The organism is Paenibacillus sp. (genome assembly GCF_035645235.1).
GTDB lineage: Bacteria > Bacillota > Bacilli > Paenibacillales > YIM-B00363 > Paenibacillus_AE.
The window spans coordinates 1-12,886 of record NZ_DASQMZ010000029.1; the positions used below are offsets into that span (position 1 = coordinate 1).

Below are 12,886 nucleotides of genomic sequence, written 5' to 3' on the forward strand. Positions count from 1 at the left end.
CGACTTGCTAGCCGCGCGTAAAGTCGAATCGGGAATGGCCGCATGGTTGGGCGAGGGCGCCATTCCCTGCTTTTCTGTGCAGCGTTAACGCGCAAAAAAGAAAAGAGCCGTCATCCTCCCGGATGACGGCTCCTGCCTTATCTCGTCGCCACGATACGGTCGATTTCGCTCTTCAGCAATAAATACCGATGAACGCTGCGCGAGATGGGTATCTTTGTAAGCTTATGCTTATCTACATAGAGCTTCATGTGGTCCTTGGAGAGCCCGATCGCCAAGCCTGCCTCCGTCACCGTCAGCACGACCTCATTGCTCGTCGCATTGAAGGTCTTCTTCACCTTTTGGTTCCAGTCCTTATATTCCATCATGTCAGGCAGCCTCTCCGGTTCCCGCTCGTTCGGAACATTCCTGTTCCTATTATACCACGCGGCAGCATTTAAAACAGGGCGTTCCAAATTTGGTCGATGCCGACGATGAAGAAGATCCATACGCCGACCATGACGTGGGAGACCGAAGCGCCTAAGAGGGAGCGTTGGCGCGAATACATCCATCCCCAATAGAGGCCAGGAAAGAAGGTCAACAAGGCGAACGTCAGATTGACGTGCGAGTGCGCCGTCGAAAACATCAGGTTCGATAAGATGATCGCGATCCATACGCGACTCTTCGTATCGGGAAGAAAGTTTTGCAGCGCGGACTGAATGCCGCTCCGGGAGATGAATTCCTGCACGGGGCAAAACAAAGCGTAGGCCAACCCATATAGGTAGAAAGTAATATCGACGCGTTTCCCCTCGAAGAGGGAGAGGATACTGAAGACGCGGTCCTCGATTTCCGGATGCGTATACAGCACATATGCCTTGAGCAAGGCGATTCCGGCCAGCAGCGGCAAGGTCATCAGGAACGATTGCCAGACGACCTTTTTCCAATTGTCCATCGTTAAACCGAACGTCTTGAGCGGGTACCCGCTCTTCTTAATCATAATGAACATCACGGAGGACATGAGCGCAAGGATCGCAATGGAAATGAGATTCGAACCGAAGTTGACGACGAGCGCATGCAACGATTTCAACGCAAGCGTGTAGATCCCGAGCATGAACAGCAAATTTACCGTGAACAGTCCCATGGCGATCCGGGCTTTGCTCGTCTCGAGCTCCTTCTCCATCGCGCCGACGGCGATTTCGTTCGTCGCGCCCAGCTTGCCCGAGAGCGCCCTGGCGATGTTGCTGAGCAGCTTGATGTGCAGCGTCCCGGCTTCCCCTCGCTCCGCCATCCGGTCGAAGTCGATTTTGATCAGTCTCGTTCTCTCCATCGTGCGCACCGTCGCCATCCGCTTGGCATTCCCCTCGAGCATCGCGGATTCTCCGACGCACTCGCCCGCTCCGAGCGTGACGATGCGGAACGTCTCCCCGGTGGCGGGGTTGCTCTTGACGATCTCGACGCATCCCCGCTCGATTAAGTACAGCGTCTTATCCGAGTCTCCCTCCCGAATGAAGGTCGTCGACCCGTCGAGCTCGACCGTCTCGGCGACGGACAGCACGAGAGACATCTCTTCGTCGGTGACATACTGGAACAGCGCATTCGCGCCGATCGTCTTCCGCAGCTCCGTTGATTGTTCCATAATGGCTCATGGCTCCTGTCTTTGGCGGGTGTGTTACGATCCGGTCATCTCCTCGATGCGGATGGAACGGGTATGCACCGTATGATTCCAAGCCTTGTTCTTGTAAGTAAGCAGCCCCACGAGGGTGATCGGGAACCAGGTGAATTGGAATACCGGAAACAGGATCAACCCCCAATACGCCTTCCAAGGCCGGCGTTCCATCAACATGACGAGCGGAAATTGCAGAAACAACGCCGCATTGAGCGCGATCCAAGCCCAGTCCGGAACCGTGCGAAGCAACGCGAATTGCGTGTACAAGGGCGTCGCAAGCTGTAAATACGACATGACCCATACCGCGACTACGAACAGAAAACGGATCGGCTGGAACAAATACATGACGGCGTCGAAGTGCGCGAAGCGGCGCGTGCGGAGCGCCTGCAGCAGCAGCGGCTTCATGTACCGCCTTGCGCAATCCGTGTGCCCCCGCATCCAGCGCAGCCGTTGCCTGCACGAGCTCAGGAGCGTGATCGGCTTCTCGTCGTATACGATCGCCCGGTTCGCCCATGTGGGGAAGATGTCGGCCCGAATACAACGGGCCGTAAACTCGACGTCCTCCGTCAGCGACGTGGCGTTCCACCCGAGCTCCTTCAGGAGAGTGGCCTCGAAGCACATCCCCGTGCCGGCCAGCGTCGTCGCCATGCCCCAGTTATGTCTTGCTTGCTGCCACATGCGGTTAATGAACCAATACGTAATGGCGTAGGAGACGGACACCCAAGAATCGAACGGATTTTTCGTCTCCACGTAGCTCTGAACGACGCGGTGTCCGTCGATCAGCTTGTCGTTCATCTCGAGCAGAAAGTTGCGGCTGACGAGATTGTCCGCATCGAACACGACGACCGCGTCGAATTGCCGCTCCCGCTCCCAAAGCCGCGCCAGCATCCATTCCATGGCGTACCCTTTGCCCCTTCGAGCTTCGTCGAAGCGTTCCATCGCATGGACGCCGTGCCGCGCCGCGATCGACGCCGTGCGGTCCGTGCAATTGTCGCAAATGACGAATACCTCGTAGAGCTCCTTCGGATAATCGAGAGCCCGCAGGTTTTCCAGGAGGGGGGCGATAACCTTCTCTTCGTTATGGGCCGCTACCAGCACCGCGAACGACTTCCTCGGCGCGCGAGGGGCGCGAACGCCATCCTTCTGCTTCCGAAAGCCCGCCAAGCTGATCAGGATTTGATAGAGCGTTACCGAGAAAATGACGACCTGAAACCCGTTCGCCAGCCAGACGAGGACCTGATTCATGTTGAATTCCTTTCCGCGTTATCGCGGGCCTACCGGAACGATAAGGCAAGGTCCAGCACGCGATCGTTATTATCGTATGATGCAATGTCGTCTTTCCCGTTGCCGTCGAAGTCGGCGACGACGCCGACCCTCCCGTGCCCTCGCGCCCACGGACCGAAATCGTTGGCGAGCCGCCGGAATCGGCCCCCTCCCTCGTTCCCGTAGACGGTCCACAGTCCGGAGGCTGCGGAATACGCGATCGCGTCCGTTCGGCCATCCCCGTCCGCATCGCCGAGCAGCAGCTGATCGCCGGCTTGCCCGTCGACCCCTTCGAGCCGGCTCGGCTTCGCAAAGCCGCCGTCGGCCTGCAGCCGTTGAACGTACAGCTCTTCCGCGGAGCCGAAGACGACCCCGCCAGGCGCGTCCGCCTCGAGAAGCGCGCCGAATACCGTCGCGTCGCCCGGCAGCGGCGTATCCGCCTCGGCCGCGACAGCCCAGCCGTCCCCCTCTTGGCGGAAGAGTCGCAGCTGCCCGTTCCGCGTCGCAAGAAGCCCGGTCCCTCCCTCCTGACCGAACAGGAAGGGCTGAAGCGACGCTAATCCCGCGGGCAACGCGCCGTACGCCGCCGGCGGCTGGAATGCCCGCTCCCCCGCCCATGCGACGCGGACGGCTCCCGTTCGGCCGTCGTACGCAAGCAAATCCTGCTTCCCGTCGCCGTTCGGGTCGAAAAGCAGCAGCTGCTCCTCCGGCGCGAACGCCGCCTTCAGCCAAACCTCGGCGGCCGCTTGCGTTCGATTGCGAGGCCAAGCGTAGTTGCCCCGGACGACGGTTATGCGATGCGCCTCGCGAACAATCGCGTCGGCGTGGCCGTCCCCTGTCACGTCGCCAAGCAACACGTCATGCGCCGCCTTCGAGGCGGGCAGCGACACCCGATGCGCCGGCGTATAAGGAACGACCTCGTGCAGCGACATCCACCGGTAGCCTGCATGTCGGAATCCGTTCGCCAGACGGCGGAGATAGGAGTCCGAAGCGTTCTCCCCGTACCGGTACACCGGCAGACCGTCTCTTGTCTCGTGCGTTCCGTCCGGTCCGATCGCCGGCGCTAGGAACGGGAATTCCTTGAACGGGTGAAAATACAAGGAAGCCAACCCGCCGTCGTCCTTCGCCTTCTCCAGCATCCGATCGACGGACGACCCGTCGCTGACGTACTTGAACGGCGCAGGGACGTACACCGAACCCAAAGTGTCCTGGCCGTATGTATTTCTCGTCTCGTACACGTTCAAATCTTTGAGAGACCGGAGCGAAAACAAATCCGGTTGATACACGATGCCGATGAACGAACGGAACACCTTCTCCTGCTCGCGCGTGTCCTTGTAGTGCGGCGACTCCCAGAACGCCGGCTGCAGCCCGGCCCGTTCGAAAGCCGCCAAGCTGCTCTTGATCCGATGCGCCGCGTACTCGGCTTCATAGGTTTCAGGCGCGCCCGTCACCTTGAATTCGGAGCCGGTTCCCGATACATGCCCGCCGTCCTCCCGCCAGACATCGCCGTATTGATGCGTATATCCGTGCATGCCGAGGACGCCGCCGTTCTCCTGCGCGTCCTGCAGCAGCCGGACGAAGCCTTGCACGACGGCGTCCGGGCTCGGATCGTCGATCCCCCGCTCCGTCCACGCTCCGTCGGGACCCAGCGCCGCCCGTCGCGGGATGACGGCGACATGATACGGAATCCCCTCCGATTGGATATATTCCAAGACGGCGCGAAGCTTGCCCAAGCCTTCCAGGCTGCCGTACTCGCCGCCCGGCCCGACGTCCTCCAAGCGAAGCATCGCATGCTGCTTGTTCGCATTGGGAAAGACGTTCGTTCCTCCGTAGGTTAAGGAAATTACCAACGCGACGACCCCTGCCGCCGCCGCGCCGACTCCCAAACCGATCCGCTTCCACCTTGTTCGATTCAATCCCGTATATTCCCCCTGCGCGCCGCTCCGGGTGCCTGCTGTGCGATATGGGCATTATACCATGGTTTTCGCTGCGCCGAAGGGAGAAATCCGTCAAAATTGTCGATCCTTCGGTTTGGCGAAGGGGACCGGAGAAACACTAACGGATGTATCGCGAATGACCATACGCTTGGAAAGGGGGAGCACGCGACGAATTCAAACGCAAACCAACGCGAGGCGATCGATACCGTTCGCGATTTAATCAAAGGCATCGACACGGCGATGCTGACGACGGCGTCGGAAGAGGGGCTTGTCTCCCGTCCCATGAAGACGCAAGAAATCGAATTCGACGGCGATCTGTGGTTCCTGACGAAGAAAGATACCGACAAATTCCATGAACTGCTCCGCAATCGGCAAGTCAACGTCGCCTACGCGGGAACATCCTACGTCGCCATCCGCGGCGAGGCGGAGCTTGTGGAAAGTCCCGAGAAGGTGAAACAATTTTGGAGCCCGGCCTACGAGGCGCTGCTGAACACCACCTATGACGATCCGAACCTCGTCCTGATTCGAGTGAAGGCCGAAACCGCCGAATATTGGGATTCCGGCAACACATTCAAGATGGCGAAATTTTGGTTCCGGAGGCTGTTAGGCAAGCATACGGAAGGTACGGATATCCATGAGGTCGTGAAAATGTAGCTTCGACGAACGAAAAGGGCCATCATTCTAACGAATGATGACCCTTCCTCGATGATTGGGCGCTCTCGCGATCAATGGGTTCCCGTGGGCTTCTGACCTTCCATTCGCCCCCGAGCCGTTTCCCTTCTGCCCGTAGCGGGGAGATGGCTGCCGGCCCGCGCCAGGCCGTATACGGGCATATTCACATACATACATTCGTACGCCCCTTGTTGCACCACATAGGATTCATGATAAAACCCTACGCTTCCTGTCTTTGCAACCTTCTGGTTGAAATCTTTCCAAGCTTTTAAATGAATGGCGCCTTGCCGCGCGTAATGTTCAAGGTGCTCGAACGATTTCCAATACTGCAGCAAGGTAATGCCTCTCCAACTGATAAAAAATTTCATGTCCAAAAAGCCGAGTTCTTTATTTTTATAGAGTTCGATAATCATTTTTTGCATGGATACGATGATCGGGATCCATAGATGCATTTTCCAAAGCTGGTGGATCCGAAGTCCAATGACGAAAAGCAAAAACGAATCATCCATTCTAGCCGTATACCGGCCTTTCACAAACTTATCCATAGGACCGTCTCCTTATCGTAGTAAAGATTGTAAATGCAGCTCGTACACGTTCATGATGTCTCGCTCCTGATAAATATGCGCCGTTAGATAAGCGCCGTAAAAAATGCTAAACAACATCTTGACGAGGTCGTCGATCGACAGATCCGTTCGTATTTCGCCGTCTTCTCTGGCTTCGGCTAAAAATCGGCGGAACAGATCCCCTAAATTCGGAACGACCGGATCGATAAACTTCTCGCGGCCTGGGTATAACAAATGAATTTCTACATCGGATAAAACCGGCATGGAAGGATGCATGCGCTCTTCCGCTAGGAACGAAATCAAACTAAGCATTAATCCCGGCCGATCCTTGGCTCCATCCGCGACATCCTTTAAGAAAAGTCGAATGGCATCCAATCCGCGGCACGGATGTGCTTGCAGCTCAAGCATTCGCCGATCCAACCACAACCGCATGAAATAAACCAAGAGATCTTCTTTACGAGGGAAAAACTTGAAGAAGGTTACTTTCGAAACCTCCGCTCTCCCGCAAATATCCTCCAGACGTACTTCGCGGAATGTCCGATCCTGGATCAAAGATAAACAGGAAGTAAAGATGGACAGCTTCGTTCTTGTCTTCTTGATTTCGCGCAATGCAAACTTCCGGGTCATTCGCTTTTATTTTCCCTTCTCCATAAGCTCCTTGATCTTCTCTTCCTGCCAATTGTTCCCCCACCGATGGGCGAATACACTCAACCCATGCGCTGCAATTCCGATGCCCCAACCCAGCAGCGGGAAGACGAACCACCATGTTCCTGTAATGAGATTCAGGATTATTAGCCCGAAATTGACGAGAACGTACACGACAAGGTGTTGATAAAATTCCTTAAGCTTCTTTACTCGATCTTTTGCTTCTTCGTACGTTAAGCGGGTATTCATAGTATAACACTCCCTTATAAGTTTTGATTTTTCCGAAACGACGCCGCGATCAATAAGAGGAAGAGGACGATGCTTGAAAAGGCGAACCAGTCTCCGAAACGTACGTAAAGGGAGCCGCCCAGTCCTTGCTGATTCATTTGTACGACGAGCGTTCGATCCGTACTTGTAGCATGGTGCATGCCTCCGAGTTCTCGACCTTGCGCATCCACAGCCAGGGAATAGGCCCCGCTGGTATGACGGAGCAAGGAGAATCCGTTCTCGATCGCCCGAACCGCAGCCATATGGGTATGCAGCGGGTCGAGCTCCGCCCATTCGTTGGAAGGAACGAGCATCATGTCGACGCCGAGCTTTCCTGCCTCCCGAATGAGTGCAGGGTGATCCGCATCGAAACAAATCGCGATTCCCAATCTTCCGTATTCCGTGTCGACGACATGAATGCCGTCGCCCGACGCGAAGGTCGCGGCTTCCCAGCCAGGGACTTGAATCGTTTTTAAGTACGTATCTACCAAATTCCCGTCGGGATCGAACGTCAATTGTTTGATTTCGTCCCGCGCTTGCGCCGAGGATTTCACCTCGCCCACGCCGGCGAGCAAGTAAATCCCTTCCTCTTTCGCGACAGCCCCTGCGCGTTCGATAAAATCGGGCATGTCGCTCTCTAATACAGGGGCGTTCGATTCCGCCCATACGACGATCTTGGCCCCCGCTCGCGCTTCGAGACGGGTGCGTTCCAGCAGATTGTTTTGATTCCGAATGGAGTCTGTCCGGAAGACGCTCAGTTCTTCTTCGTCGAGCATGCCTCTGACGGCGAGACTTGCGCGTCTTTTAAACCCGTCCATGTCATGGAGCGACATGGACGCGATCCTGATCGTCGGCGAGTCCGGCCGCAGCGCGACGAGCTGCGCCGATCCGCTGAAGAAAACTATCAGAAGCGTTAAGGGGTAGATGATCAACCCTTTCTTTATTCCCTGGATCTGGCCGCGGTTCTCCCATATCCAAAGCGCAGTCGATGCCCCCCACATCATCAGGAACGTAATTCCCCATAAGCCCGTGAACCGGGCAAGCTGCATAAGCGCTAAGTTTTCATATTGCGTGTAGGCCCAAGATCCCCATGACCCGAAGGGGCTGAACGCGGTGGCCGCGAATTCGAACGCGACGTAAGCGGATGGGAACGCGAGCGTTGCAATGAAACCCTTAAGCTTGGAAGATATCCAGCGGTCAAGCAGCATCGGAATGGTAATGAAGATCCCAAACCCAAGACAGAACATCGGGAACCCGATCCCATCCAACGGAATCACGCCTTTGAAGGACGGGTACGTTGCCGCCGCGATGGCGACAGCCGTTAGGATCGGTCCATACGACAACTTACTGTTTCGGACAAAATACAACATAAGAATCGGGGCTGTCCATGAGGCGATCGGGATAATCCACTTCCCATGCGCGAATGTCCATAACACTCCCGCAACCACCAAAATCAGTGCCTGTAAATAACGGTTTCTACTCTGACTGCTCACTTTCCCAACTCCCTTGACGATTTGGATGTGGTTTACGCTGCAATCGTATAAAAATCCATATCATGAAGGATAGTGAGACGCTGTCATGAGTTCATTGACATGCGACGAGCATAGAAAAACCCGCACCGAAACAAGGCGGGCGGGTTTTCTTCGGTCGATTATCCTGCTTGGTTGTTCCCAAGAACGATTCCTAGACGAATGGCCTTCTCCGTTGCTTGGGTTCGGTCTTCGACATTCAGCTTCGCGTAAATCCCCGATAAATAGTTCCGAACCGTCCCTTCCGTTAAGAACAACGCAGAGGCGATTTCTTTGTACTTCCTTCCTTGCGCGAGGAGCTCAAGGATTTCTACTTCCTTTTCTTTCAGCCCGTATTCCCGGGTGACCGCTTGCGAGATATATCTTCTTTCGATGTTCTCTAACTGATGATTCCGTAAGGCTTGGTTCGCTAATAAATCCGTAGTTTGCCGGGAAAGCAACGTTCCGCCTTCCATGAGATGGCGAATGGATGCCGCCAGCCCGCGCGGACTCGTAGACTTCAGCAAATAAGCGTCCGCGCCGGCCGCAATGGCTTCGGCAACGCAACCTACCTCATGGCGGCGTGTCAGAATAACGACCTTCGTATGTCGTAAATGGGTTTTCAACCACCGTGCGAGTTCGATTCCGTCGGTTTCAGGAAACTCGATGTCCATCACGACAACATCGGGAGCGAATTCTTTACAGTGACGAATCGCCTCGTCCCCGGTCTGCAGCGACGCGATGACGTCCATATCCGTTTCTTTTCCGAAAATGAATTCCATAACCTCGCGGCTAAACGGATCGGCATCTACGAGGGCAACCGTAATTTTTCGGTCAACCTGAAGTTCATAGGGCAATCGGAGGGTGAGCACCGTCCCTTTGCCCGGGTATGAAGCGAGCTCGACGCTGCCTTGAGCTTCCTTAACCTTTTCTGAAAGATGCCCTATCGCTTCCCTCCAGCCTTGGTCGTCCACGGCCTCTCCGTCGTCGGCCAGCGTAAGCGTCAAGTGTTCGGAATGGAACGATAGGACGGTTTCGAGTGTGCTAGCGCCGCGATACATCGAGGCATAGATGTGGAAATCTTGGACGGCGCGGGTCAGGATTGCGCCGAGGCTCCCCGAAATTTCCTTCGGCTCGCCTTCGACCTTCCATTCCGAGCGAATTCCCGTCGTTTCCTCGTATGCGATGACGCGATCCTTCAGGATATCGAAATCAAACCGTTCGGCGATGCTCGTCGGTCTCGACAACCTGTTCGCATACGAGCTTATCGTTCCTTGGACGCGTTGCTCGACATCAGAAGCCGATCGAAGATCGGTTAACAAGTCGGACGCCAGTTCCGCCATCACTTGCTTGAACTTCGCTTCGGACCGAAGGCGTTCCTCCTTGACGGCTAAGGCGCCGGCTTGGAACGCGTACGTCTCCAGCGTTTTGTTTTGCTGTTCGATGATCCGAAGCTGCGTTTCGTTTTCTTTTAGCAGTCGCGCAAGCCTCTCCTTTGTTTCAAGGATCAAGGAGAAGCTCGTTCCGATCTTTGTCGCCGCCCATAATACCACCGTCGTTTCAGCCAGTATGCCCAAAGGGATATTCAGTGTTTCGATTCTTAGGTACGGAAAGTATGGGTCGTGAAAGAGGAGACCTGCGATAAGGGTGAAAAGCAAAGAGGATATGCCCACGTACGAGGTGAGTTTTCCGTCCAAATAGATTAATGTCAGAGCTAAGTTGAAGTACAACACTTGGTATACTGCGGGTAACTCTTTAAACAATATTATTTGAGTGATGGCATGGAGCAGCAAAAGCGTCATCATGATGTATTTGAAGTGCGAAACCAGCGAGCTCACGCGATTTAGGACAAGCCCTGTTCCAAGGATGATGACCGACATTCCGAGGAAGATCAGGTGGGAAGGGCTCGAAAAGGCGTTGTTCAGCAATACGTTGCACTCCGCGAAAGAGTACGTCGCAAGAATGACGAACAGAAGTAAATTGTTCTTCTGGCTTTCTTTCTCCAAATTCGAAAAGCATCTTTCCTTGATCCACGCCAGCATAGCCCTGCCTCGCCCTCGGTTTACCTTTATTAATTAATGAACAACTATTAATTATAGTGAATAAGGTGCGATTTTCAAGATGTTTACAATAAATATTTAGCGCCCACGCAGGTGCATGGCCGCCATGCTGGGCATACCGGTTCTAGGGTGTTAAAATAGGGTCAGCATATTGAATACGGCAGTAGGAGCGGATTCCCAAGGTGGTATGGGTAACGATCGACCGAGCCAGCAAGACGGCGTTGAAGGAACAGCTTATTACGCAGCTTCGCGCGAATATTTTGAACGGGGAGCTCGCGGCCGGCTCGAGCCTGCCGTCTACCCGCCAATTGGCGCTCGATTTGCGGGTTTCGAGGAACGTCGTCTTGGAGGCGTACGAACAATTGACGGCGGAAGGCTTTCTGGAAGGCCGACACGGCGCAGGCACGTTCGTGGCGGAGGGCGCGATTCTCCGCGAACCCGCCGCTGCGCCGATCCCGGCGGCGCGGGACATCCCGCCGAAGAAAGATGTCGTCAGTTTTCGGTCCGGCATCCCCGCGCTGGATTTGTTTCCTCGAAGGAAGTGGTCGCAGCTTGCGCAGCAAGTGTTGCAGCGTTCGCCGGACGGAACGTTCGGGTACGGTTCGCCAGAAGGCCGGCATGAGTTAAGGCACGCCATCGCCGCATACTTATACCGGGTCCGGGGCGTGCGGTGCGATCCGGATCAGCTGCTGATCACCTCCGGCGCGACGCAAGCGATCACGCTCGCCGCGAAGCTATGCGTTCGCCCCGGAAAGCCGTTCGTCGTCGAAGATCCGATCACGAACGACATCCAGACGATCCTCGCTTCGCACGGCGCGCGTCTCTTCCCTTTGCCCGTCGACGACGCGGGGCTCGATACGAGCGAGCTCCGGCGCGGGGTGGATCGCGGAAGCGTCTATGTTACCCCGTCGCATCAATACCCTATGGGATCCGTGCTGCCGATTCAACGAAGAATTCATCTGATCGAGTACGCCAGAAGTACGGGCAATTTCATTGTCGAAGACGATTACGACAGCGAATTTCGCTATGAGGGCGACCCGATACCAGCGCTGCAGGGGTTGGACCCGAATGTCGTCATCTACATCGGCACGTTCAGCAAAATTTTGTCGCCGGCGCTGCGCATCGGCTACATGGTGCTGCCGACGCCGTTCATCGAACGCGGCCGGCAGCTGAAATGGTTCAGCGATCTGCATACGCCTTCCTTGGAGCAACTCATTCTCGCCCGCTTCTTGGAGGAAGGACACCTGGAACGGCACATCCGGAAAATGAAAAAGGTTTATAAGCGTAAAAGGGACCTCGTAAGAGACCACTTCCAAGCGCAATTCGGGGACAGCGTCCGAATCGCGGGCGACTCGACCGGACTGCATCTGATCGCAGAGTTTCCGGACGTGTCGTTCACCGCCGAAGTGCTGAATCGAATGACCGACGCCGGCGTATCGGCGCAGCCCGTCTCGATTCATGCGGCGGACCGGGTACAACACGCCAATCGATTGATCATCGGGTTCGGGAACTTGCAGGAACGCGACATCGCTAGAGGAGTCGAACGAATGAAGCTTGCCCTATCAAGCGAGCGAACCCGCCAAACCCGCTGAATCAGCGGGTTTGTACTTTCTCTCGGCAATTATGGTTTTCATGAAAGCCCGCTTGCGGCTCGGGTGCCGGTTTCGCTTCCCCAAGCCCCCTCGAAAGAAGTACGCAAACGATGACGACTCCAACGATTCCCGCTCCGATCCATATTCGATCCCCCATGTCTGCCATGCGAACCACTCCTTCACTCGTTAAGGCGGACGTTCCATACGTCTCTATGCTTCCAACCTTAACACGGCGGATCCACCGACTGGAGAACCACTTCCCGTTAAAATGAATAGTACCACTGCCCGATAAGAGGATACCTATTCGGCTCGGCGGAGGTTCGGGCCTCCTTGAAGCCCCTCCTGTACGAAGAAGAAGGGCCCCGACCGGATGGTCGAGACCCTTCTTCTGTTCTGTCTGTATGGAGGAAGACAACCACAGCGGTACATGTCCATGTCGTGCTCGGTACGCTTACGCTCCCCTGCGCGCGACCGAACCCCGCCCGGGGGCTCCTCCTGTTGTCTCCATACAATGCAAAAGACACCCTCTCGGGTGTCTCTGCTTGTTAGTATGGAGCCGAGGGGAGTCGAACCCCTGTCCGAAAATAACGGCACACAAGCTTCTACGAGTGTAGTCACGGATTTGATGTCACCCGAGAGACGTCCCGTAACCGACTTCTCGTTGGGTCAGCCTGATTGTCTTCTTCCGTCAGACCCCAGGCGGAGACCTGACGGCGTATCCCACTAGAGGTTAGCCC

Annotated in this window: 11 protein-coding genes and 1 other RNA gene; 2 read left to right on the plus strand and 10 right to left on the minus strand. The window is 55.7% G+C overall.

The genetic code is table 11. From position 1 onward, the window contains the following. Nucleotides 1-137 precede the first annotated feature (137 nt). The 4 genes from VEZ38_RS02600 to VEZ38_RS02615 all read right to left on the minus strand — a co-directional run bounded on the left by VEZ38_RS02600 (nucleotide 138) and on the right by VEZ38_RS02615 (nucleotide 4,821). Complete coding sequence (locus VEZ38_RS02600; protein WP_324891665.1) at nucleotides 138-365, minus strand: DNA-binding protein; 228 nt, start codon at nucleotides 363-365, stop codon at nucleotides 138-140. A gap of 68 nt (nucleotides 366-433) precedes the next feature. Further along, entirely contained in the window at nucleotides 434-1,612 is a 1,179-nt protein-coding gene (locus tag VEZ38_RS02605) for a cyclic nucleotide-binding domain-containing protein (protein ID WP_324891667.1), read from the minus strand. A gap of 33 nt (nucleotides 1,613-1,645) precedes the next feature. Next, complete coding sequence (locus tag VEZ38_RS02610) at nucleotides 1,646-2,887, minus strand: glycosyltransferase family 2 protein (RefSeq protein WP_324891669.1); 1,242 nt, start codon at nucleotides 2,885-2,887, stop codon at nucleotides 1,646-1,648. A 29-nt stretch (nucleotides 2,888-2,916) separates the two neighbouring features. Then, nucleotides 2,917-4,821, minus strand: a complete 1,905-nt coding sequence (locus VEZ38_RS02615; protein ID WP_324891671.1) for a DUF2334 domain-containing protein — start codon at nucleotides 4,819-4,821, stop codon at nucleotides 2,917-2,919. Between the two features lie 150 nt (nucleotides 4,822-4,971). On the opposite strand from VEZ38_RS02615, the gene VEZ38_RS02620 reads away from it, so the two are divergent. Then, nucleotides 4,972-5,496: a pyridoxamine 5'-phosphate oxidase family protein gene (locus VEZ38_RS02620; protein ID WP_324891684.1), complete on the plus strand. Its 525-nt coding sequence runs from the start codon at nucleotides 4,972-4,974 to the stop codon at nucleotides 5,494-5,496. A 71-nt stretch (nucleotides 5,497-5,567) separates the two neighbouring features. Here the strand turns inward: VEZ38_RS02620 and VEZ38_RS02625 are convergent, their stop codons facing one another. The 5 genes from VEZ38_RS02625 to VEZ38_RS02645 form a co-directional block, all read right to left on the minus strand. Next, on the minus strand, nucleotides 5,568-6,059 hold the full coding sequence (locus tag VEZ38_RS02625; RefSeq protein WP_324891673.1) for a DUF4188 domain-containing protein: 492 nt from the start codon (nucleotides 6,057-6,059) through the stop codon (nucleotides 5,568-5,570). Between the two features lie 12 nt (nucleotides 6,060-6,071). Further along, entirely contained in the window at nucleotides 6,072-6,686 is a 615-nt protein-coding gene (locus tag VEZ38_RS02630) for a TetR/AcrR family transcriptional regulator (RefSeq protein WP_324891674.1), read from the minus strand. A gap of 24 nt (nucleotides 6,687-6,710) precedes the next feature. After that, nucleotides 6,711-6,971 carry a 2TM domain-containing protein gene (locus VEZ38_RS02635; protein WP_324891676.1) on the minus strand — a complete coding sequence of 87 codons (261 nt, stop codon included), beginning with the start codon at nucleotides 6,969-6,971 and terminating at the stop codon, nucleotides 6,711-6,713. A 14-nt stretch (nucleotides 6,972-6,985) separates the two neighbouring features. After that, nucleotides 6,986-8,425 carry a nitrilase-related carbon-nitrogen hydrolase gene (locus tag VEZ38_RS02640; protein WP_324891678.1) on the minus strand — a complete coding sequence of 480 codons (1,440 nt, stop codon included), beginning with the start codon at nucleotides 8,423-8,425 and terminating at the stop codon, nucleotides 6,986-6,988. A 215-nt stretch (nucleotides 8,426-8,640) separates the two neighbouring features. After that, nucleotides 8,641-10,539 (minus strand): DUF4077 domain-containing protein, encoded by a 1,899-nt coding sequence (locus VEZ38_RS02645; RefSeq protein WP_324891680.1) that lies wholly within the window; start codon nucleotides 10,537-10,539, stop codon nucleotides 8,641-8,643. A 200-nt stretch (nucleotides 10,540-10,739) separates the two neighbouring features. Between VEZ38_RS02645 and VEZ38_RS02650 the strand changes: the two genes are divergently transcribed. Beyond that, nucleotides 10,740-12,149 (plus strand): PLP-dependent aminotransferase family protein, encoded by a 1,410-nt coding sequence (locus VEZ38_RS02650; RefSeq protein ID WP_324891682.1) that lies wholly within the window; start codon nucleotides 10,740-10,742, stop codon nucleotides 12,147-12,149. 548 nt (nucleotides 12,150-12,697) lie between these two features. Here VEZ38_RS02650 and ssrA read toward each other — a convergent pair. Further along, nucleotides 12,698-12,886: a transfer-messenger RNA gene (gene ssrA / locus VEZ38_RS02655) on the minus strand; the annotation flags it as partial.